Origin of the sequence: Curtobacterium sp. Arg-1 (assembly GCF_025643395.1) — a bacterium.
Taxonomy (GTDB): Bacteria; Actinomycetota; Actinomycetes; order Actinomycetales; family Microbacteriaceae; genus Curtobacterium; species Curtobacterium poinsettiae.
Map to the genome: position 1 here is coordinate 2,556,555 of NZ_CP095731.1, position 22,775 is coordinate 2,579,329.

Sequence of the window (22,775 nt, forward strand, 5' to 3'; positions counted from 1 at the left end):
CCCGAAACCCGGGCCGTACGGCGACCCGCTCGATGATAGCCACCCGACCCCGGGTCTTGCTGTCCCCCGAACGTGGACCGGCCAGCGCCCGGCGGATGACCGATCAGAAGAGCGTCTGCGACACCTGGGGCCGGAGCGACCGTCGGTCGAACCCGGGGTCGGCACGCTTCAGCGGCGAGACCGTCGGCACCGACTGCTCCTGCGGCGGGCCGTCCGGCACACCCGGCGGCAGCGCACGCGGCCCCGAGAACCCCATCGACCCCGTGGCCGGGTCCACCCGCCCGAGCCCCACCCCGTGCGCCGCCAGGATCGGCCGGATGCGCTCCGACAACCACCGCCGGTAGTCCTTGGGTGCGTAGGTGTTGTCGAGGTACATCGCGCGGTACCGCTGCACCAGGTCGGGCCGTTCACGGCCGAGCCACTCGAACCACCACGGCTTCACACCCGGCCGCAGGTGCAGCGCCGAGTACGTGATGCTCGTCGCTCCGGCCGCGACCGACCGACCGACGGCGTCGTCGAGGTGCGCCCGGGTGTCGGTGATGTACGGCAGCACGGGCATCAGGAACACGGAGCAGTCGAGCCCCGCGTCACGGATGGCACGCACGGTCGCGAGCCGCGCCGACGTCGTCGGGGTGCCCGCCTCGACCGACTGCTGCAACGAGTCGTCGTACACGGCGATCGACATCGCGAGGTCCACCGGCACGACCTTCGCCGCCTCGGCCAGGAGCGGCAGGTCGCGCCGCAGCAGCGTGCCCTTCGTCAGGATGCTGAACGGAGTGCGCGACTCCGCCAGCGCCTCGATCACCCCGGGCATCAGCCGGTAGCGTCCCTCGGCCCGCTGGTACGGGTCGGTGTTCGTGCCGAGGGCCACCGGGTGGCGGTCCCACGTGGGCTTGCCGAGCTCACGACGCAGCACGTCGGCGACGTTCGTCTTCACCACGATCTGCTGGTCGAAGTCGGCGCCGCCGTCGAACTCCAGGTACGTGTGCGTCGGGCGGGCGAAGCAGTACACGCAGGCGTGGCTGCACCCGCGGTAGGGGTTGATCGTCCAGCCGTACGTGCCGGACCCGTCTGCGCTCGGCACCCGGTTCAGGGCGCTCTTCGCCAGGACCTCGTGGAAGGTCACCCCGGCGAACTCGGGCGTCGTCACGCTCCGGACGAACCCGCTGTTCGATTCCATCCCGGGCAGCGCGTCGCTCTGCTCCGCGTCGATCGCCTGTCCACTCCACCGCATGTCGTCATTCGAACACACGTTCGAACGGACTGCAAGCCGGAGCGGATCGCTGCAGGCCTCAGTGGTGCAGGCCGAGCACCTTCGCCGTGCGCTCGAGCGTGGCGTCGGCCAGCTCCGGGTCGTCACCGAGGTCCTGCCCGTACGTCGGCACCATGGCGCGGACGTCGTCCTGCCAGCCGTCCCACCGGTCGGGGAAGCACCGGTGCAGCATCGTGAGCATGATCGGCACGGCCGTCGACGCACCCGGTGACGCCCCGAGCAGCCCCGCGATGGAGCCGTCGGCGGCGGTGATGACCTCGGTGCCGAACTGCAGCACGCCGCCCTTGTCCTTGTCGGGCTTGATCACCTGGACGCGCTGTCCAGCCGTGATGCGGTGCCAGTTCTCGGGCTCGGCGCTCGGCATGAAGTCACGGAGCGCCTCGAACTTGGTGCGCTTCGAGGCGAGGAGCTGACCGACCAGGTAGCGGACCAGGTCGAAGTTCGAGAACGCCACGCTCAGCATCGGGCGGAGGTTGTGCGGTCGGATCGAGCGGAACAGGTCGAGCACCGATCCCTGCTTCAGGAACTTCGGGCTGAACCCGGCGTACGGGCCGAACATCAGCGACGAACCACCGTCGACGATGCGGGTGTCGAGGTGCGGCACCGACATCGGCGGAGCACCGACGCTCGCCTTGCCGTAGACCTTGGCCGAGTGCTTCTGCACCACCTCGGGGTCGTCGGTCCGCAGGAACTCCCCCGAGACCGGGAAACCGCCGTAGCCGCGGATCTCGGGGATGCCGGACTTCTGCAGCAGGTGCAGGGCGCCACCACCGGCGCCGACGAAGACGAACTTCGCGGCGATCCGCTGCGTCGACCGACCGATCTCGTTGCGGACGTTGAGCACCCAGCCCTCGGACACCTTCGAGCGGGTCAGGTTGGTGACCTGGTGCGAGGGCTCCATCTCGACGCCGTCGAGCTCGAGCTGGTCGAAGAGCTGGTGGGTGAGCGACCCGAAGTCGACGTCCGAGCCGGCCGCTGAGTACGTCGCAGCGATCGGCTGGTCCTTCTTGCGACCGGGGATGAGCGCCGGTGCCCACTGCCGGATCTGTGCGGGGTCGTCGGAGAACTCGATGCCGGCGAAGAGCGGGTGGTCGCGCATCGCTTCGTACCGCGCACGCATGTAGGCGACGTTGGCCTCGCCCCAGACGAAGGAGATGTGCGGCGTCGGGTTGATGAAGTTCGTCGGTTCCGGCAGCACGCCGGTCTCGACCAGGTGCGCCCAGAACTGTCGCGAGACCTGGAACTGTTCGTTGACCGTGACCGCCTTCGCGATGTCGACGCGGCCGTCCGGCAGTTCGGGCGTGTAGTTCAGCTCGCACAGCGCCGAGTGCCCGGTCCCCGCGTTGTTCCACGGGTTCGAGGACTCCTGCGCGACCGTGCCGAGCCGCTCGTACACGCGGATCTTCCAGCTCGGTTCGAGCTTGTGGATGATGGCCCCGAGCGTGGCACTCATGATGCCTCCGCCGATCAGGACGACGTCGATGGGGTCCACCTGCTTCTCTGCCACCCGTCGATCCTACCGGCGTCCCCCGACAGACGGACGGGAGGCCCGTGGCGGTGTCGCCACGGGCCTCCCGTCCGTCTGCTGGTCGCGCTCGGCGCGCGCTACGCGTCGACGGAGCGACGCGCGACGATGGTCTCGGCGATCTGCACCGCGTTGAGCGCGGCGCCCTTGCGCAGGTTGTCGTTGCTGACGAACAGCACCAGGCCGCGGCCCTCGGGCGCGGACTGGTCGGCGCGGATGCGGCCGACGAACGCCGGGTCCTGGCCCGCGGCCTGCAGCGGGGTCGGGACGTCGGACAGCTCGACGCCGGGCGCGCTCGACAGGATCTCGGTCGCGCGCTCGGGCGACAGCGGACGCTCGAACTCGGCGTGCACCGAGATGGAGTGACCGGTGAACACGGGGACGCGCACGCACGTGCCCGCGACGAGCAGGTCGGGGAGCTCGAGGATCTTCCGGCTCTCGTTGCGGAGCTTCTTCTCCTCGTCGGTCTCGCCCAGACCGTCCTCGACGATGCTGCCGGCGAGCGGCACGACGTCGAACGCGATCGGGCGGACGTACTTGACCGGCTCGGGGAACGTCACGGCGGATCCGTCGTGCGTCAGCGCAGCGGTGTCCTGCTCGAGGGCGGCCTTCGCCTGGCCCAGGAGTTCCTCGACGCCGGCGAGCCCGGAGCCGGAGACCGCCTGGTAGGTCGTGGCGACGAGGCGACGGAGCCCGGACTCGGTGTCGAGCACCTTGAGCACCGGCATGATCGCCATGGTCGTGCAGTTCGGGTTCGCGATGATGCCCTTGGGCGCCTGGTCGATGGCGTGCGGGTTCACCTCGCTCACGACGAGCGGGACGTCGGGGTCCATGCGCCAGGCGCTCGAGTTGTCGACGACGAGCGCCCCGGCGGCGGCGAACTTCGGCGCGAGGGCCCGCGAGGCGGTGGCCCCGGCGGAGAACAGCGCGATGTCGATGCCGGACGGGTCGGCGAGCTCGGAGTCCTCGACCACGATCTGCTCGCCGCGGAACGGCAGCGTCGTGCCGGCGGAACGAGCGCTCGCGAAGAAGCGGACCCGGTCGGCCGGGAACGCGCGCTCCTCGAGCAGGCGGCGCATCACGGCGCCGACCTGGCCGGTGGCGCCGACGACGGCGACGGTGAGGGTGGTCATGCGGTGCTCCTGGTGGTTCAGCGGATCAACGAGCCGGCGGGTGTCAGCGGCCGGTGCCGGCGTAGACGACGGCCTCGGCGTCGGCGTCGAGGCCGAACGCGCTGTGCACGACCCGCATCGCCTCGTTCAGGGTGTCGGCGCGGGTCACGACCGAGATGCGGATCTCGGACGTGGAGATCATCTCGATGTTGATCGACGCGTCGTGCAGGGCGCGGAAGAGCTGCGCCGAGACACCGGCGTTCGTGCGCATCCCAGCGCCGACCAGGGCGAGCTTGCCGATCTGGTCGTCGTACTGGATGCTCTCGTAGCCGATGTCGGCCTTCGCGACCTCGAGTGCCGTCAGCACCGTCTGGCCCTGGTCCTTCGGCAGGGTGAACGAGATGTCCGTCCGCCCGGTCGACGCAGCCGACACGTTCTGGACGATCATGTCGATGTTCGCCCCGGCGCGCGCGACGTTGGTGAAGATCTCGGCGGCCTTGCCCGGCTGGTCCGGGACCCCCACGACGGTGATCTTCCCCTCGGAGAGGTCTCCGGCGATCCCGGTGATGATCGGTTCTTCCACGGTTTCCCCCTCGGCAGGGTTGTAGACGATGGTGCCCTCGTTGTTGTTGAACGAGGACCGGACGTGCAGCGTGACCCCGTGCCGACGGGCGTACTCGACGGCGCGGATGTACAGGACCTTGGCACCCGAGGCTGCGAGCTCGAGCATCTCTTCGCTGGTGACGCGGTCGACCTTGCGGGCCTTCGGCACGACACGGGGGTCGGCGGTGAAGATGCCGTCGACGTCGGTGTAGATCTCGCAGACGTCGGCGTCGAGCGCTGCGGCGAGGGCGACGGCCGTGGTGTCGGAGCCGCCGCGGCCGAGCGTGGTGATCTCGCCCGTGGTGCGGTTGAAGCCCTGGAACCCGGCGACGATCGCGACGTGGCCGGAGTCGAGCGCCTCACGCACGCGCTTCGGGGTGACGTCGACGATGCGGGCCTTGCCGTGCTGGGCGTCGGTGAGCATGCCGGCCTGGCTGCCGGTGTACGACGACGCTTCGACCCCGAGGCTCTTGATCGCCATCGCGAGCAGCGCCATCGAGATGCGCTCCCCCGCGGTCAGGAGCATGTCGAGTTCACGGCCGGCGGGGATCGGCGTGACGGAGTGCGCCAGGTCGACGAGTTCGTCGGTGGTGTCGCCCATCGCCGACACCGCCACGACCACGTCGTTGCCGGCCTTCTTCGTCTCGACGATCCGCTTCGCCACGCGCTTGATGCTCTCGGCGTCCGCGACGGATGAACCACCGAACTTCTGCACGATCAAGGCCACTGGCTGGTACTCCCGGAGACGGCGACACCGCGAGGTCACGCGGTCTCACAATGGTAGAGGGTGTTTCGGGGATGTTGCGTGCGAGTGGGCCCCGACGCAAGGATCCTGCGTGGGGGTCAGCCGCCGACGACGCGGCGGCCTTCGAAGGCACGACCGAGCGTGACCTCGTCGGCGTACTCCAGGTCGCCACCGACCGGCAACCCCGACGCGAGCCGCGTGGTGCGGATGCCCATCGGGACGAGCAGCCGGCTGAGGTAGGTCGCCGTCGCCTCGCCCTCGAGGTTGGGGTCGGTCGCGATGATGACCTCGGCCACGGTGCCGTCGGCCAGGCGCGTCATGAGCTGCTGGATGCGCAGGTCGTCCGGGCCGATGCCGTCGATCGGGCTGATCGCCCCGCCGAGCACGTGGTACAGCCCGCGGAACTCGCGGGTCCGCTCGATCGCCGCGACGTCCTTCGCCTCTTCCACCACGCAGATGGTGGCGGGCGAACGACGCGGGTCACGGCAGATGCTGCACTGCACGTTCTCGGTGACGTTGCCGCAGATCTCGCAGAAGCGGACCCGCTCCTTGACGTCGGCGAGCAGCTCGGACAGTCGGCTCGGGTCGAACGACTCGGTCTGCAGGATGTGGAAGGCGATGCGCTGCGCCGACTTCGGGCCGATGCCGGGCAGGCGGCCGAACTCGTCGATGAGGTCCTGGACGATCCCGTCGTACATCAGGCACCGTCCTGGTGGAGGGCGGTCTCCTCGATGAACTGAGCGTTGAGGATCTCACGCACGACCGCCTCGCCGTACCGACCCGCGACCGGCGCGCGGCGCGCGGGCGGCGCGGTGCGCGGAGCAGCGGCGGCAGGTGCCGACGGCTGGGACGCGCGCTGCGGCGCGGCCTGCTGCGCCGGGGTCGCCGGCGCGGCGGCTGCGGTCGCCGCGCCGCGACCGATCCCCGGGTCGGGGAACGGTGCGCCGTCGTCGTACGGTTCGTCGTCGAGCGGGTAGTCGTCGACGGGAACGCCCGGCACGACGGGACCGCCGGGAGGCACGGCTGCCGCTCCGGACGCCGCCTGCTGCCCCGGGCTGGTCGGCTGGTCGGGCTGCCCACCCGTGGCACCAGCAGGTCGCGCGGGTGCTGCTGGCTGCGTCGGCTCCGTCGTGGTGGTCTCGGCGGCGGCGACCGGTGCGGACGCCGGTGCGGTGCCGAACGGTGCTGCCCAGCTCGGCTCGACGGACTCCGGGACGGCGTCGGCGGTGGGGTCGTTGGCGGGGATCGTCGCGACCGCCCAGTCGGTCACCGGTGCGCCCGAGGGAGCAGGGGTGGGATCGGCGGGTGCCGCGTCACGCTGCGGCGCGGGCGAGGTCGGTGCTCCGGGGGCCGGCGCGGCCTCCGGTGCCGGCGCGGCCTTCGCCGCCTGCTGTTCCGACACAGCCTCGGGTACCGCTGCTGCCGCAGGGGCTGCTTCCGGCTCCGCAGCTGCAGCGGGCACTGCCTGCGACTCCGGCGCCGGAGCAGCCGTTGTCGCGGGCGCGGGCGCGTCAGCAGACTTCGGCGCCGGGGACTCCGGTGCCGCGGCGGCGGGGGCCTGGGCAACGGGAGCCGGACGCTGGGCCGGCGCAGCCTGCTGCGCCGGAGCAGGTTGCTGGGCCGGAGCCGACTGCTGCTGCTGCTGCTGCTGCTGCGGACGCTGCTGCTGACCCGGCCCGCGGGCGACGAACTTCACGCGGAGCCCGAGCACGTCGACGATGGCGGCGCGCAGCAGTTCGCTGACGCTGGCCGAGGGATCGGACATCTCCTTGAACGAAGCGACGTCCTGCTGACTCGGGAACGTCAGCGTCAGGACGTCGTCGCGGAGCGCGGTGACCTGCGCCGTGACGACCACCGACCACGCCGAACGCTTGGCGTGCTGCACGTGCTCGACGATCTGCGGCCAGGAGTCACGCATCTGCTGGAAGCCGACGGCACCGACGGTCCGGACGGCGGGCTCGTCGCCGATCGTCGTGCCCTGACCGGTGGACGACGGACTGACCGGCTCAGCCCCGGACTTCGCGTCCTGGGGCTTCGAGGCCCCGGTCGAGGTCGGCGTCTGTGCGGGCGCTTCCGGAGCGCTCGGAGCGACCGCGGCCCAGGACGCCGCGGCGTCACGAGCGACGGCCCCGGAATCGGCCTGGGGCGCGCTCTGCTGTGCAGCCGGACGCTCGGGGGCCGTCGTGCGAGCCGCACCCGGTGCCGGAACGGGCGTCGGCGCGAGGGAGGGAGCAGGAGCTGCGGGAGCCGCGGGAGCCGCGGGAGCCGCGGCCGCCGGCTGCTCACGACGCGGTGCAGCGGCGACGGCCGGAGCGGACTGCTCACCGGCGCCGACCTGGTGCCCACCGGCGTCGTGTCCACCGACGTCACCGACACCGACACGACGTTCCAGGCGCTCCACCCGGGCGAGGGCTCCGCGCTGGGTGTCGTCGGCCTCGGGCACGAGCATCCGGGCCGTCATGAGTTCGAGGTGCAACCGGGGCGAGGTCGCACCGGTCATGTCGGTGAGGGCACGGTTCGCGATGTCGGCGGAGCGGGAGAGCCCCGTCGCACCGAAGACCCCGGCCTGGCGGCTCATGGTGTCGAGCTCTTCCGGCGAGACGCCGCGCAGGACGGCGGCGGCGCTCTCGTTCGTCGCCGCCACGACGATCAGGTCGCGCAGGCGCTCGAGCAGGTCCTCGACGAAGCGGCGGGGATCCTGCCCGGTCTGCACGACGCGGTCGATCGCGGCGAAGGCGGAAGCCGGGTCGGCGACGGCCAGGGCGTCGACGACGTCGTCGAGCAGGGCTGCGTCGGTGTAGCCGAGCAGGGCGACGGCACGCTCGTAGGCGATCGCACCGTCTTCGCTGCCGGCCATCAGCTGGTCGAGCAGCGACAGGGTGTCACGGACCGACCCGCCACCCGCGCGCACCACCAGGGGAAGGACGCCGGGTGCCACGGAGACGGACTCCTGCGTGCAGAGCTGCTCGATGTACTCGAGCATCACCGCGGGCGGGACGAGCCGGAACGGGTAGTGGTGGGTGCGCGACCGGATGGTGCCGATGACCTTCTCGGGTTCGGTCGTCGCGAAGATGAACTTGACGTGCTCCGGGGGTTCCTCGACCAGCTTGAGCAGCGCGTTGAAGCCCTGCGGCGTCACCATGTGCGCTTCGTCGAGGATGAAGATCTTGTAGCGGTCGCGAGCCGGGGCGAACACGGCACGGTCGCGCAGGTCACGTGCGTCGTCGACACCGTTGTGGCTCGCCGCGTCGATCTCGATGACGTCGAGCGATCCGCTGCCGTCGCGGGCGAGTTCGACGCAGCTCGGGCAGACACCGCACGGGGTGTCCGTCGGACCTTCGGCACAGTTCAGGCAGCGCGCGAGGATGCGGGCGGAGGTCGTCTTGCCGCAGCCACGGGGGCCGCTGAACAGGTAGGCGTGGTTGACGCGGTTCGTGCGGAGCGCCGTGCGGAGCGGGTCGGTGACCTGCGACTGCCCGATCAGCTCGGCGAAGTTCTCGGGCCGGTAACGGCGATACAGGGCGGTGACCACGCGACAAGGGTAGCCGTCACGACCGACAACCCGCGTGCCCGTCCACAGGTCGTCCCGCCGGGCCGGACCACCCGTCGGCGGCGGGCCGAGCGCCGGGACGACACCGCGCCTCCCGTCCGTCTGGCCGACGGGCGGGAGGCGCGGTGTGTGACGCGGGTGCGGACTCAGCCGCGGGTGCGGCGACGGAGGCTGCCGGCGAGGCGGGAGAGCCCCAGCAGCAGGAACCCGAGGGCCACCAGGCCCGCCGCGGTGCCGGCGATCGGGACGACGTCCGCGCCGGTCCAGGCGAGGCCACCGGTGCCGTTGCCGGAGCCGGAGCCGGAGCCACCGATCCCGGTGCCGGAGCCGTTCCCGGTGCCGGTACCGGTGCCGGTGCCCGTGCCGCCGCCGGTCCCCGGTGTACCGGGCAGACCGGGCGCCCCCGGCGTTCCAGGGGTGCCGGGCGTTCCGGGGGTCCCGGGCGTGCCCGGTTCCTCCGGGTCGACCGAGTCGTCCATGACCACGACGCGGACCATCTGCGCCTGCGAGGTGGAGCCACCGACCGTCTGGGTGACCCGCAGCATGTGGACGCCGACCGGCAGCGTCACCATGACCTCCCACTCGCCACCCCGGTCGGCCGTGGTGGCGACCGCGTCCCGGCCCATCGGCTGCACCGTGACGGTCGCAGCGGGCTCAGCGGTCCCCGTGACCACGAGGTCGTGGAAGCCGTCGTCGTCCGCCATCTGCTGCTCGCCCGGCATGGGCGAGGTGACCGCGAGCGGGTCCAGGGTGTCGACCACGATCGGCACCCGGGGCGCCGCCGAGTCCGTACCGTTCACGGACTGCGTGGCACCGATCGTCCACTCACCCTCGGGGACGCGTTCGAACACGACGCTCCACGCGCCCTCGTCGTCGGCCGTGGTGGTGCGGACCTGCCCGGTGGACAGGGTCACCGTCACCGGGGCGCCGGGGGTGGCCTGACCGGTCACCGTGAACGAGCCGGTGTCACCGAAGCCGTCCGCCGGGATCAGCTGCCCGGGGTCGGGACTCGTGATGACGATGCCCGTCGCCTGCGCGGCCACGACCGTGACGTCGACCGTCACCGGGTCGGAGGTCCGACCGCCGACCGTCTGCGTCACCGACACGGTGTGGTCCCCGAGGGGGACGCCACCGATCGTGACCGTCCACGAACCGTCGTCGCCGGCGGTCGTCGAGGCGGTCCGGCCGTCGATGTCGACCGTGACGGTCGCGCCGGGCTCGGCGGTGCCGCTCACCGGGACCGACGTCGTCGACCCCGTGGTCGAGAACGCCTGGCCGTCGGTCGGGCTCGAGATGACGACCGGCGTCACGGCCGTCACGGTGAAGCCGACCTGCGGAGCGTCGGTGCTGACGCCGTCGACCGTCTGGCTGGCGGTGACCGTGTGGGACCCCTCGGCGACGTCCGGCACCGTCACGGACCACGCACCGTCGTCGTCCGCGGTCGTGGTGACCGCGGTGCCGTCGTCGATGCGGACCGAGACGGCGGCGTTCGGTGCCGCGGTACCGGCCACGCGGACGTCGGTCGAACCGCCGAGCACGCGGTAGTCGGCGCCGTCGGCCGGGGCCGTCACGACGATCGCGTCCGCGGCGGCGACCACGACCGTCACGTCGCGCTCGATCGGGTCGGACGTCGTGCCGTTGACGACCTGGGTGACGACGAGCGTGTGGTCCCCCGCCGGTACGTCGACGAGCGTGGTCTCCCACCGCCCGTCGGTGCCGACGCGCACCACGACCGGGTCGGCGTCGTCGAGGACGACGCGGACCGTCGCGCCGGGCTGGCCTGCGCCGCCGACCGGGACGGTCGCGGTGGGGTCGGTGCTCGGCACGGTGAACGTGGTGTCGTCCGCCGGGGCGGTGACCGTCAACGCGGCGCCGGGTGCCACGGTGAAGGTGCTGCGGACCGGCGCGGACGTCGAGCCGTCCACCGTCTGGGTCGCACGGATCGTGTGCGCACCGACGGCGGTGTCCGGCAGCCCGACACTCCACGTTCCGGCGTCGGTCGCCGTCACGGTCACGGCGTCGCCGCCGTCGATCGTGACACGGACCTCGGCACCGGCCTCCGCCGCACCCGCGGCGGTGAGGGTCGCGAGCGAGTCGCGCTGGGCGACCCGGATCGTGGTCCCGTCCGCCGGGGTGGCGATCGTGATCGGGTCGGCGACGAGGACGCGGACGTCCACGGTCACCGGCGCGGACTCGGTGTCGTCGATGCGCTGCGTGACGCTGACGGTCGTGGTGCCGGCCGGCACGCCGGGGACCGAGACGCTCCAGGCGCCGTCGTCGTCCGCGGTGGTCGACTCGCTGCGACCGTCGCCCAGGTCGACCACGACGGTCGCACCCGGCTCGGCGGTTCCCGCCACGTCGACCGTCGTCGTGCCGTCCCCGTCGGCGACCGTGTACTCCTGGTCGGCCGTCGGCTCGGTGATGACGACGGGTGCGCCCGCCTCGATCTCGAAGGTCGTCTCGGCCGGGGTGGTCGAGGTCGAGCCGTCCACGGTCTGCGTCACCTCGACGGTGTGCTCGCCGACGCCCAGGTCCGGCACGTCGACGCTCCACGAGCCGTCGTCACCGGCCGTGACCTCGACGGGGTCGCGGTCGTCGACGGTGATCGTCACGGTGGCGCCCGGCTGTGCGTCACCGGCGACCGTCACGGTCGTCGTCGCGTCGCCGTCGGCCACCGTGATCGGGTCGTCGCCGGGCTCACGGATGACCAGGTCGGCAGCGGCGACCACGGACACCGGTCGGTCGACCGCCGCACTCGTGGTGCCGTTCACGGTCTGCGTGACCGAGGCCGTGAACGAGCCGGTCCGCACGTCCTCGACCGTGGTCGACCAGCGGCCGTCCTCGTCCACGGTCGCCGTGGCGGTCCCACCGTCGCCGAGGTCGACCGTGACGGTGGCACCCGGCTCACCGGTGCCCGCGAAGTCGACCCCGGTGGTGGCGTCGTCGTCCGCCACCGTGACGGTGGTGGCACCCCGCGGGGTGGACACGACGAGCGGGGCTCCGGCGCGGACCGACACGGCGGCGGTCACCGGCGTCGACGTCTGCCCGCCGACGATCTGCGTCGCGGTGACGCGGTGGTCGCCGACCGGGACGTCCCGGAAGGTGGTCTCCCACCGGCCGTCCTCGTCCGCGGTCACCGTCTCGGTCTCGCCGGTCGAGAGCCGGACCGTCACCTCGGCGTCGGGCTGCGCCCGACCGGTCACCTCGACGTCGGCGGTGCCGGACGTGTCGGCGACCGTCAGGACGTCGCCGTCCTCCGGGGTCACGATGGCGAGCGCCGTTCCGGCCCGCACCGTGACCGTCTGGTCCGGACTGGAGGCGGTGGTGCCGCCGACCGTCTGGCTGGCGGTCAGCGTCGGGGTGCCGACACCGACCCCACCGAACGTGACCGTCCAGTCGCCGTCGGTGTCCGCGGTGGTGGTCGCCTCGGCGTCGCCGAGTCGCACCGTGACGGGCGCGCCCGGCTCGGCCGAGCCGGTGACCACGACGTCGCGCGTCGCGTCCGCATCCGGCACGAACAGGACGACGTCCGTGGCCGGTGCGGTGATGGCGACCGCTGCGGCGGCCTCGATGGTCACCGTGCGCTCGACCGGGTCGGAGGTGCGCGGGTCGGAGACACTGCCGGCCAGGGTCTGGGTGACCGCGACCTGGTGCACGTCGACCCCGAGGTCGGGGAACGTGACCGACCACGTGCCGTCGGCGCCGACCGTCGTCCGCTGGTCCTCGGCCCCGGCGAGGGTCGCCGTGACCGCGGCACCGGGCTGGCCGGTACCGGTGACCGTGACGTCGCGCTCGACGTCGGGGCCGGCGACCGTGATCGGGTCGGTGTCCGGGCCGGTGATCGTGAGCGCGTTGGCCGTGACGACCTCGAAGGTGATCGGGACGGCGCTCGTCACGAAGTCCTCGACCTCCTGGCTGGCCGACACCGTGTACAGGCCCTTCGGGGCGAGACCGGTCGCGTCGACCGCCCACTGCCCGTCGTCGTCCGCCGTGGTGGTGAACCGGGTGCCGGGTCCGACCGAGACGGTGACCGCGGCGCCGGGCTCGGCCGTGCCGGTGATCCGGACGGTCGCGGTGGCGTCGGTGTCGATCACGACGAATCGTGCGCCGCTCGCCGGGGTGTCGATGACGATGGCGTTGCCGGGGACCACGGTGAAGTCACGCGTGACCACCGGGCCCTCGGTGCCGTTCACGGTCTGCACGGCCTCGACGGTGTGCTCGCCGATGCCGAGCTGCGTGGTCGGGAGCTCCCAGTTCCCGGCCGTGTCCGTGACGACCTCGACGGGGTCGCCCTCGTCGATCGTGACGGTGACGGTCGCGCCGGGCTCCGCGGTGCCGCGGACGACCACGTTGGCCTGCCCGCCGGTGCCGGCGGGGACCTGCTGGGCGTCACCCGGTGCCACGATGACGAGTTCGTCGCCGGCCTCGACCGCGAAGTCACGGCCGACCGGTTCCGAGGTCGCGCCGTCGACGGTCTGGGTGACCGTCGCGGTGTGGTCGCCGGTGCCGACGTCGGCGAGGACCACCGACCAGGCACCCTGCGGGTTCGCGGTGGTGGACACCGCATCGCCGTCGTCGAGGACGACCTCGATGCGGGCGCCGGGCTGCGCGGTGCCCCGCACGGTGACGTCGACGACGGAGTCGTCGGTGGCGACCGTGACGGTGGCATCCTGCGTCGGGGCGGTGACGGCGAGCGGGGCGCCCGCCTGCACCGTGACGACCTGGCGGACGGCCGGCGAGGTGGTCCCGCCGACGGTCTGCGTCGCCGAGATCGTGTACCGACCGACCGGGACGTCGGCAACGGTGAGCGTCCAGGTGCCGTCGTCAACGGCCGTCGTGGTCGCGGTCAGCCCGTCGCCGAGCGAGACCCGCACCCGGGCGCCGGCCTCGGCCGTGCCGGCCAGGTCGAGATCAGTGGTCGTGTCGGCGTCGAGCACGGTGACCACGTCGCCGTCCTCGGGCGCTGTGATCGCCAGCGGGTCCCCGGCCTCGACGGTGAAGGTGGACTCCACCGGACCCGAGGTGGTGCCGTCGACGGTCTGCAGTGCGGTGACGGTCCGCTCGCCGACCGGGACGTCCGCGAAGGTCGTCGTCCAGGCACCGTCCTCGTCGGCGGTGACCGCGGCGGTGAAGGACCCGCCGATCCCGACGGTGACCCGCGCGTCGGGCGCGGCCGAGCCGGACACCCGCACCGGGGTGGTCGAGGTCGCGTCCGCGACGGTGATGGTGCTGCCGTCGGTCGGTTCGTCGATGGTGAGCGCGGGCGCTGCCGTGACGGTGAAGTCGCGGGTGACAGCAGCGCTCGTCGTGCCGCCGAGGGTCTGCGTGACCTCGGCCGAGTACTCCCCGGCCGGGACGTCCGTCACGCTGGTCGACCAGGTGCCGTCGGCGTTCGCGCGGGTGGTGGCGGTCAGGCCGTCACCGAGGTCGACGTCCACGCGGGCTCCGGCCTGTGCGCTGCCGGAGAACGGGACGGACCGGGTGTCACCGGCGAGCGGGAAGTCCTGGTCCGGCGTGGGGGTGTCGACGGTCAGGCCGGCCGCGGCAGCGACCCGGAAGGACCGCGTCACGGGTGCCGAGGTCGTGTCGCCGACGGTCTGCGTCACGCTCGCCGTCTGGTCGCCGATGGGGACCTCGGGGACGGTGACGCTCCAGGCGCCGGCGTCGTCCGCGGTCCCGGTCGCGGTCACGCCGCCGCCCAGGTCGATGCTGATGGTCGCGTTCGGCGTCGCGGTGCCCGTCAGGGTGACCGGGGCGCTCTCCCCCGTGGTGGTGAAGGTCTGACCGGTCGTCGGGGTGGTGATCGTGAGGGCGCGCTGTGCGACGACGGAGAAGTCCTGCGTCGCGGTGCCCGCCGTGATGCCGCCGACCGTCTGGGTCGCGGTCGCGGTGAAGGAACCGGTGGGGACGGCGGTGATGGTGGTCGTCCAGGTCCCGTCGGCAGCGACGGTCGCCGTGCCGGTCCGGTCCCCGCCGAGGCTGACGGCCACGGTCGCACCGGGCTCGCCGGCACCGCTCACGTCGACGCTGCGGGTCGAGGTCGCCGACGGCACGGGGAACTGCTGTCCGGCCGTGGGTGCCGTGATGGTCGGAGCCGCGAACGCCGTGGCGCGCACGGTCGAGGTGGCGAGGTCCACGGTGGCGACGTTCACCCCGGGGAGCACGGAGAGCCGCAGGGCGTGCACGCTCCGCGATCCGGTGTCGTACCCGCGGGGGTCGCGGAAGCCGGTGGTGTCCTGCGCGTTCACGGTGAGGTCGACGACCTGACGGAGCAGCAGCACCACGGGGCGCAGCAGGGTGGAGACGGCCGAGGTCGTCGCCGTGAGCGTCGCGCCGAGGTTCGTCAGGGCGGCGCCCGTGACGAGCGGACGCACGATGGTCTGCAGCGCCGGGACCACGATCGTGTTCACCGCCGGGGCGAGCAGCGTGCCGAGGGCGTTCAGCCCGAGCGGCCCACCGGTGGCGGTCACGGTGGCGGTGGCTGGCGCCGTGCCGGCCAGGGCGCCGAGCGTGGTGTCCGCGCGCAGCGCGAGTCCGGCGAGCGGGAGGCCGGCAGCGGTGATGTTCGCGGTGACGTTCACCCGGACCGCCGTCGAGTTGATCGTGTTCACGACCGCGGTCTGCAGCGCCGTCGGCAGCTGGGTACCGAGGATCGTCGTGATGCTCCGGTTGATCGAGTCCACTGCGGCCTCGGTCAGCACCGACGTGTTCGCCGGCTGGCCGTTCAACGTGGTCAGCTGGTCGAGGTCGACGGTGATCGCGCCCGTCGCCGGCGTGATCGTCACGGCACCGTCGGTCAGGGGTTCCTGCAGGACCCGGGTCAGGGTGTCGTCGAGGTTGAGATCGACCGTCGCGGTGACGTTCGTGCCGTTGACGTTCACCAGGCCGAGGGCCGTGCCACGGAGCAGCCGCTGGATGTCGGCGGTCAGGGCGGTGGTGGTGCCGGAGAGTGCGCCGTTCGCGCCGACGGCCGAGTTCACCGAGGACGACAGTGTCCGCAGGTCGGCCCGCAGCGCGGTGCTGAGCCCGGCGACCGCCGGGCTCGTCAGGTCGAGGTCCGCGCCGGCGATCCGGTAGTCCGTCGTCGTCTCGACGGTGGTGCCGCGCGTCGCCTGGATCCGGGACGCCAGGGCGCCGACCCGCAGCTGCGCGTTCGACAGCACCGTGGTGTCGGCACCGACGCGCGAGAACAGCGGGTTGAGGTCGAGCGTCGCGGCGCCGGCGCCGGTGCCGGCCCCGGTGCCGACGCCGATGCCGCCGTCGTTCGTGAGCAGGCCGGACGACGCGGTCGCACCCGTCGCCGAGGTCGTGGCGTACTGGCCGTCGACGCCGAGGGTCAGGATGCCGTTCTGACCGAGCAGGTCGATGTCGTTGCCGAGGTCGACCCCGACGGCCTCGAGCGCCGTCAGGTTGAGCGGCTGGTTCGTGGTGCCGCCGCCCGAGGTGGCGCCCCGAGCCGAGTACGCGCCGCCGAGTTCGGCGACCGCATCGGCGTCGACGATGCCGGAGCCGCTGAGCAGCAGCCCCTCAGCCTCGACGACGTCGGTCTGGGCGGCCGCAGCGGGTTGGATCGCCACGGTGGCGGCGATGAGCGCCGTCACCGTGGCGACGACGCCGCCGCGCAGGAGGAGCCGCCGGTGGTCCGTCGCTCGTCCTCGAGCTGGGCCGCCGGCGCGGGTGATCCGTCGTGTCCGTTCGTCCGCTGCGGTGGGTACAGGGGTACCGGGCAGCGACGCGTGCCTGCGCATGCGTGTCTCTTTTCCTGGCGGGCACGCCCGCCACCTGATCCTCGGAATCCACCGCTGGTGAGGCGGTGGTGGCTCCTCCGCTGGTGAGGCGGTGGAGGGTCGGAATCCTGGTTGGGGATTCCTGAGCGGAATCTTTACACACGATCAGGTTGGTGTCCGCACGTGACGCCGAAAAAGTGGGCTGGCCCTCCCGAACGGGGGGGTGTCGGCCCGGGCCGGGCCGGGCCGGAGCGGAGCTCAGGCCGGCAACGAAGAAGACTCCTCACGCACCCGCACACGAGATCAGCGCAGCCCTGGTTACCCTCCGGGAACGAAGAAGACTCCTCACGCACCCGCCAGAGCCTGGTTACCCTTGCTGCGTTTCCGCCCTGGGGGAGTTGGCCTGGATGGCGTCACGTGAGGAGCCGCCGAGAAGTCTACCGGACGCGACGGGCAGACTCGAACACATGAAGATCGCCATCGCCGGAGGACACGGCCAGATCGCCCTGCTCCTCGCCCGCCAGATCACCGACGCCGGCCACGACGCCGTCGCCATCGTCCGCAACCCCGCGCACGTGGCCGATGTCGAGCAACAGGGGGCCCGTGCGATCGTCGCGGACCTGGAGCAGCTCGGCGACGACGACCTGGCGCTGCGCTTGCGTGGGGTGGATGCCGTGGTCTTCGCCGCCGGTGCCGGACCGAACAGCGGCGCCGAACGGAAGCTCACGGTCGACCGCGACGGCGCGATCCTGCTCGCCGACGCCGCCGAGCGTGCCGGCATCGAGCGCTACGTGATGATCTCGGCGATGGCGGCCGACACCTACGACCCCCAGCTCGCAGTCGTGCCCGCCCAGGACGACGCCGCGGTGTTCCAGGTCTACCTGCGGGCGAAGGCCGAGGCCGACGCGAACCTGCGGGCTCGACGCCTCCGCTGGACGATCGTGCGTCCCGGCGGGCTGCTGGACACTCCCCCGCAGGGAACCGTCGACGTCGGCCGGACGGTGCCACGAGGCTCGATCCCCCGTGCGGACGTCGCGACCGTCGTCCTGCACGCACTGCTCGACGATGCCGCGGTCGGCGTGCAGTTCGAGGTCACCAGTGGCGACACCCCGATCCCGGCGGCGCTGAACGCCCTCACCTGACCCGTCGGTGCAGCCGGCACCGTGCGCGCTTCGTCACCCCGTGCGAGCTCCTCGCCGAAGGTGATGGGCCACGCACCGTGCGCGCCTGCTCACCCCGTGCGGACTTCCGCGCCCCGTGCCGCGCCGCAAACGCGCACCCAGCAGCCAACACCGCACCCACCCACGAACACCGCACCGTGCCGCCGCGACGCAACCCACCGACGGACGGGAGGCACGCAGCCAACCCACCCCGCGCCTCCCGTCCGCACCGTGCGCACCTACTCAACCCGTGCGGACTTGCGCGCCCCGTGCCGCGCTACAAGCGCGCACCCAGCAGGCAACCCCGCACCCACCCACGAACACCGCACCGTGCCGCCGCGACGCAACCCACCGACGGACGGGAGGCACGCAGCCAGCCCGCCCCGCGCCTCCCGTCCGCACCGTGCGCACTTGCTCAACCCGTGCGGACTTGCGCGCCCCGTGCCGCGCTGCAAGCGCGCACCCAGCAGGCAACCCCGCACCAGCCGACGAACACCGCACCGTGCCGCCGCGACACCGCGACACCGCGACGTGCGACGTCGCGACGCGCGACGCCGCGACGGCACCCCTCAGAGCGCGACCGCAGCCGACTGCCGAGCGATCTCGAGTTCCTCGTTCGTCGGGATCACGAGCACCGCGACCCGCGAGTTGTCCGTCGAGATGCGGCGGGCGTCCCGCGACGCCAGCTCGTTCCGGTCCGGGTCGACCTCGATGCCCAGGTGCTCGAGCCCCGCGAGCACGCGGCGCCGCAGCAGCGCGTTGTTCTCGCCGACCCCTGCGGTGAACACGACCGCGTCGAGCCCGCCGAGCTGTGCCGTGTAGGCGCCCACGTAGCGACGGATGCGGTGGCGGTACACGGCGAGCGCCGCCTCCGCCTGCTCGTCGCCCTTGGTGGCGGCGTCCTGCACGTCGCGCATGTCGCCGCTGCCCGTCAGGCCGAGCAGGCCGGACCGCTTGTTGAGCATGGTGTCGAGCTCGTCGAAGGTCATCCCGGCCTCGCGGTGCAGGTGGATCAGGACCGCGGGGTCCAGGTCGCCGGAGCGGGTGCCCATGACGAGCCCCTCGAGCGGGGTGAGCCCCATCGAGGTCTCGATGGACTTCCCGCCGTCGATCGCCGCGACCGAGGCGCCGTTGCCCAGGTGCAGCACGATCGTCTTGAGCTCGGCGAGCGGCCGGTCGAGGAACTCCGCGGCCTGCTCGGAGACGTACTTGTGGCTGGTGCCGTGCATGCCGTAGCGGCGGATCCCGTACTCGGCGGCCAGGTCGGCGGGGATCGCGTACGTGTAGGCGTGCGGCGGCATCGTCTGGTGGAACGCGGTGTCGAACACGGCGACGTGCGGGACGTCCGAGAACACCTGCTTCGCGGCCCGGATCCCCTCGAGGTTGGCGGGGTTGTGCAGCGGCGCGAGGCTGTTGAGGTCCTCGATCTGCTGCTCGACCTGGTCGGTGACGACCGTCGCGCGGTCGAAGGTGGTGCCGCCGTGGACGACGCGGTGGCCGACGACTGCGGGCGGGTGCTCGTCGAACGACGGGCCGACCTTCGCGAACGCGTCGATCATCGCCTGGAACCCGGCCGCGTGGTCGGGCACCGACGCGGCGTCGTTCGACGACGACTCCCCCGTCAGCGCGTTGGTGTGCTTCCAGGCCCCGGCGGATTCGCCGATGCGCTCGACGAGGCCGGAGGCGAGCGTGCGCTCGTCCTCGAGCTCGATGAGCTGGTACTTGAACGAACTCGAGCCGGAGTTGACGACGAGGGCTGCGGTCACGGGGTGGTCACTTTCTGTCGGGCCTGGAGGCGCGGTGCGGGTCGGGCGGTCAGGCCGCGTCGGTCGCGGTGCCGGCCTGGATCGCGGTGATCGCGACGGTGTTCACGATGTCGCCCACCAGGGCGCCGCGCGACAGGTCGTTGATCGGCTTGCGCAGACCCTGCAGGACCGGGCCGATCGCCACGGCACCGGCCGAACGCTGCACGGCCTTGTACGTGTTGTTGCCGGTGTTGAGGTCCGGGAAGATGAACACCGTCGCCCGGCCGGCCACCGGGGAGTCCGGCATCTTGGTCGACGCGACCGTGGGGTCGGCCGCGGCGTCGTACTGGATCGGGCCCTCCACGAGCAGGTCGGGCCGGCGTTCCCGCACGAACGCGGTGCCGGCGCGCACCTTGTCGACGTCGGCGCCGGAGCCGCTGTCACCGGTGGAGTAGCTGAGCATGGCGACGCGCGGGTCGATGCCGAACTGGGTCGCGGTCTCGGCGGAGGAGATCGCGATGTCGGCGAGCTGCTCGCTCGTCGGGTCCGGGATCACCGCGCAGTCGCCGTAGACCAGCACGCGGTCGGCGAGCGCCATCAGGAACACGCTCGACACGATCGAGGTGTCCGGACGGGTCTTGATGATCTCGAACGACGGTCGGATGGTGTGCGCCGTGGTGTGCTTCGCGCCGGAGACCATGCCGTCGGCGAGCCCGAGCTGCACCATCATCGTGCCGAAGTACGAGACGTCGGTGACGGTGTCGCGGGCAAGCTCGATCGACATCCCCTTGTGGGCGCGGAGCCGGGTGTACTCCTCGGCGAAGCGTTCGCGCAGCTCGGGGTCGAACGGCGAGACGAGCTGCGCGGCCTCGAGGTCGAGGCCGAGCTCGGTCGCCCGGGTGCGGATGGCGGCGGGGTCGCCGAGGATCGTGAGGTCGCAGACCTGGCGCTGCAGCAGGGTGGAGGCGGCGCGGAGGATGCGGTCGTCCTCGCCCTCGGGCAGGACGATGCGCTTGCCGTAGCTGCGGGCCCGGTCGAGCAGGCCGTGCTCGAACATCAGCGGGGTGACGACGCCGGAGGGGGCGAGCTGCAGGCGGTCGCGCAGGGCCTCAGCGTCGACGTGCTGCTCGAACAGCGCGAGCGCCAGGTCGGCCTTCCGGGGCGAGTCCGCGGCCAGACGGCCACGGGTCTGGGTGATGCGCAGGGCGGTGTCGTACGTCCCGAGGTCGTTCCGCGCGATCGGCAGCGAGCTCGACAGGCCCTCGAGCAGCCGGGACACCTGCGGGGCGATCTCGAACCCGCCGTTCAGGATGACGCCGGCCAGGCTCGGGAACGTCTCGGACTGGTTGGCGAGCAGCGTGGCGATGAGGACGTCGCTCCGGTCACCGGGGACCACGACGATGCCGCCCTCGATCAGCCGGGGCAGGACGTTCTCCATGCTCATGCCCGCGACCACGGTGCCGAGTGCCTCGCGGTCGAGCAGGGCGTCGTCACCGCGCACCAGGGTGGCACCGGTGGCCTGCAGCAGAGCGCGGACCGTCGGGGCGACGAGCACGCGGTCCTCGGGGATCGCCCACACCGGGACGTCGGGGTGGTCGTCGTGCACGGCCTGCTCGACGCTCGTCACGATGGCGGCGAGGGCGTCCGGGTCGGCGCGGTTCACCACGACGCCGAACAGCTGCGCGTGTGCCGCCCGCAGCTCGCTGGTCGTGACGTCCGCGACCTGCGCCATGCCCTCGGGGCTGCGGGCCGCACGCTCGGCGGCGTCGCGTCCACCCAGCACGAGGAGCACCGGGGCGCCGAGGTTCGCGGCGACCTTCGCGTTGAAGGACAGCTCGGTGGGGCTGCCCACGTCGGTGTAGTCGGACCCGAGCACCACGACGGCGTCGCACTGCCGCTCCACCTGGGCGAACCGGGTGACGATGGTGCCGAGCGCCGCCTCGGGGTCGGCGTGCACGTCGTCGTAGGTGACCCCGACGGCGTCGTCGTAGGAGATGCCGACGGCCGTGTGCTGCAGCAGCAGTTCGAGGACGTAGTCGGGCTCGACCACCGAGCGGGCGACGGGCCGGAACACGCCGACGCGGCCGACGGACCGGGCGAGGGTCTCGAGGACACCGAGGGCGACGGTGCTCTTGCCCGTGTGCCCTTCTGCTGACGTGATGTAGATGCGGGTCGACACGACGCCCAGGGTAGTCGCCGGACGTGTCACGACATCTGGGAGCACCGGCACCGACGACACGCGGTCGTGAGCACCGCGCAGAACCTGTACCATTGGGTGTCGCCGTCGCGAGACGGTGTCAGGAGAATTCGCCTAGTGGCCTATGGCGCACGCTTGGAAAGCGTGTTGGGTGCAAGCCCTCGGGGGTTCGAATCCCCCATTCTCCGCAGCGAACGAGCAGCACGAACGAAGGACCCGCACCGGCTCGGTGCGGGTCCTTCGTCGTTCCGCAGGCACAGTGGTCCCCCACCCGGCGGACCAGCACGTGCCCTGGTGCCCCTGCGTTGGCCGGGAAACGCTGATCAGGGGTGGAACGGGCTGTCCCCGATACCCGTCGGTCGCCTATGCTGGCCGAGCGAACGGCTCCGGGACGAGCCGACCGCGGTGCATCGAGCGGCAGGGGCGTCGCTCGGAAGGCGTGCTGGTCAGCGTGCCCGGAACACCTGAGGGGACGAGGAGACGCGCCATGGGGGAGACCACCGTGCCGGCGGCCGTGCCCGTTCGCCTGTCCGTCTTCGACACGGTCCTCCGCCCGCGCCGCTCGCTCGTCCGCTCCACGGCGCTGAGCATCGCCTTCTCGGCCGTGCCGCTCGCCGTCGCCCTGGTCTGGGTCTCGTTCCCGTTCCGCACCTGGGCTGTCTTCGCCGGCATCGTCGTCGCGATGGCCGCGGCCGTCGGCGTCGTGTTCGTCCGGCTGCACACCGCGTTCATCGGGATCGACGACGACGGCGTGACGATCCGCGGGGTGCTCACCGCGCACCGCCGGATCCCCCGTGACCGCGTGCACAGCCTGGTCCTCGCCACGACGTTCGGCTCGTCGGTGGACCGGACCGTGCGAGAACTCGTCGCGTTCGACCGGATCGGCACCCACCTGTTCCGGCTCCGGGCCGACGTCTGGGGCGACGACGGACTCGACCGGGTGGTCGACGCGCTCGGCGTGCAGGTCGTCGAGGACGCTCGGCCGGTCTCGGTCCGCACCTTCGCGAAGCGGTACCCGACGAGCCGCGCCTGGTACGAGCAGCGTGCGGCGTTCCTGCTCGTGGGCGGCCTCGTCGTGCTGGTCGTCGGCGGGCTGCTCGCCGTCGAGTTCGCCGGCCTCGACGCCCCCTGAACCAGC

Annotated in this window: 11 protein-coding genes, 1 tRNA gene and 1 other RNA gene; 3 read left to right on the forward strand and 10 right to left on the reverse strand. The window is 72.4% G+C overall.

Annotated features, from left to right (window positions below):
- Positions 1-103: 103 nt before the first annotated feature.
- From MXD64_RS12065 to ffs, 8 genes are all read right to left on the reverse strand, one after another.
- Complete coding sequence (locus MXD64_RS12065; protein ID WP_159556711.1) at positions 104-1,234, reverse strand: Rv2578c family radical SAM protein; 1,131 nt, start codon at positions 1,232-1,234, stop codon at positions 104-106.
- A gap of 58 nt (positions 1,235-1,292) precedes the next feature.
- The gene (locus MXD64_RS12070; RefSeq protein WP_017888683.1) at positions 1,293-2,780 is read right to left on the reverse strand and encodes a malate:quinone oxidoreductase; all 1,488 of its coding nucleotides are present in this window, start codon (positions 2,778-2,780) and stop codon (positions 1,293-1,295) included.
- 98 nt (positions 2,781-2,878) lie between these two features.
- Entirely contained in the window at positions 2,879-3,931 is a 1,053-nt protein-coding gene (locus MXD64_RS12075) for an aspartate-semialdehyde dehydrogenase (protein WP_017888682.1), read from the reverse strand.
- A gap of 43 nt (positions 3,932-3,974) precedes the next feature.
- A complete protein-coding gene (locus MXD64_RS12080) occupies positions 3,975-5,240 on the reverse strand; it encodes an aspartate kinase (RefSeq protein ID WP_017888681.1) in 1,266 nt (421 codons plus the stop codon).
- Between the two features lie 116 nt (positions 5,241-5,356).
- Entirely contained in the window at positions 5,357-5,956 is a 600-nt protein-coding gene (recR, locus tag MXD64_RS12085; RefSeq protein WP_017888680.1) for a recombination mediator RecR, read from the reverse strand.
- Positions 5,956-8,790 carry a DNA polymerase III subunit gamma and tau gene (locus tag MXD64_RS12090; RefSeq protein ID WP_263136506.1) on the reverse strand — a complete coding sequence of 945 codons (2,835 nt, stop codon included), beginning with the start codon at positions 8,788-8,790 and terminating at the stop codon, positions 5,956-5,958. Before MXD64_RS12090 ends, recR begins: the two co-directional genes overlap by 1 nt.
- Before the next feature lie 164 nt (positions 8,791-8,954).
- Entirely contained in the window at positions 8,955-16,556 is a 7,602-nt protein-coding gene (locus tag MXD64_RS12095; RefSeq protein WP_263136507.1) for a choice-of-anchor G family protein, read from the reverse strand.
- A gap of 312 nt (positions 16,557-16,868) precedes the next feature.
- Positions 16,869-16,965, reverse strand: an RNA gene (gene ffs, locus MXD64_RS12100) — signal recognition particle sRNA small type.
- Positions 16,966-17,002: 37 nt separating this feature from the next.
- Between ffs and MXD64_RS12105 the strand changes: the two genes are divergently transcribed.
- Positions 17,003-17,677: an SDR family oxidoreductase gene (locus MXD64_RS12105; RefSeq protein WP_159556719.1), complete on the forward strand. Its 675-nt coding sequence runs from the start codon at positions 17,003-17,005 to the stop codon at positions 17,675-17,677.
- 587 nt (positions 17,678-18,264) lie between these two features.
- Here the strand turns inward: MXD64_RS12105 and MXD64_RS12110 are convergent.
- Both MXD64_RS12110 and pta read right to left on the reverse strand, forming a co-directional pair.
- Positions 18,265-19,461 (reverse strand): acetate/propionate family kinase, encoded by a 1,197-nt coding sequence (locus tag MXD64_RS12110; RefSeq protein WP_259493963.1) that lies wholly within the window; start codon positions 19,459-19,461, stop codon positions 18,265-18,267.
- A 49-nt stretch (positions 19,462-19,510) separates the two neighbouring features.
- Complete coding sequence (gene pta / locus MXD64_RS12115) at positions 19,511-21,619, reverse strand: phosphate acetyltransferase (protein WP_071251863.1); 2,109 nt, start codon at positions 21,617-21,619, stop codon at positions 19,511-19,513.
- Between the two features lie 121 nt (positions 21,620-21,740).
- Between pta and MXD64_RS12120 the strand changes: the two genes are divergently transcribed.
- Together MXD64_RS12120 and MXD64_RS12125 are read left to right on the forward strand one after the other, a co-directional pair.
- Positions 21,741-21,825: transfer RNA gene (locus MXD64_RS12120), tRNA-Ser, on the forward strand.
- 299 nt (positions 21,826-22,124) lie between these two features.
- Positions 22,125-22,769, forward strand: a complete 645-nt coding sequence (locus MXD64_RS12125) for a hypothetical protein (RefSeq protein WP_259552810.1) — start codon at positions 22,125-22,127, stop codon at positions 22,767-22,769.
- Positions 22,770-22,775 lie beyond the last annotated feature (6 nt).

Bases quoted from the DNA above. Each gene is read 5' to 3' on its own strand.
- MXD64_RS12105 (WP_159556719.1), top strand. From the start codon at position 17,003: ATGAAGATCGCCATCGCCGGAGGACACGGCCAGATCGCCCTGCTCCTC.
- MXD64_RS12075 (WP_017888682.1), bottom strand. From the start codon at position 3,931: ATGACCACCCTCACCGTCGCCGTCGTCGGCGCCACCGGCCAGGTCGGC.
- recR (WP_017888680.1), bottom strand. From the start codon at position 5,956: ATGTACGACGGGATCGTCCAGGACCTCATCGACGAGTTCGGCCGCCTG.
- MXD64_RS12125 (WP_259552810.1), top strand. From the start codon at position 22,125: ATGGGGGAGACCACCGTGCCGGCGGCCGTGCCCGTTCGCCTGTCCGTC.
- MXD64_RS12065 (WP_159556711.1), bottom strand. From the start codon at position 1,234: ATGCGGTGGAGTGGACAGGCGATCGACGCGGAGCAGAGCGACGCGCTG.
- MXD64_RS12095 (WP_263136507.1), bottom strand. From the start codon at position 16,556: ATGCGCAGGCACGCGTCGCTGCCCGGTACCCCTGTACCCACCGCAGCG.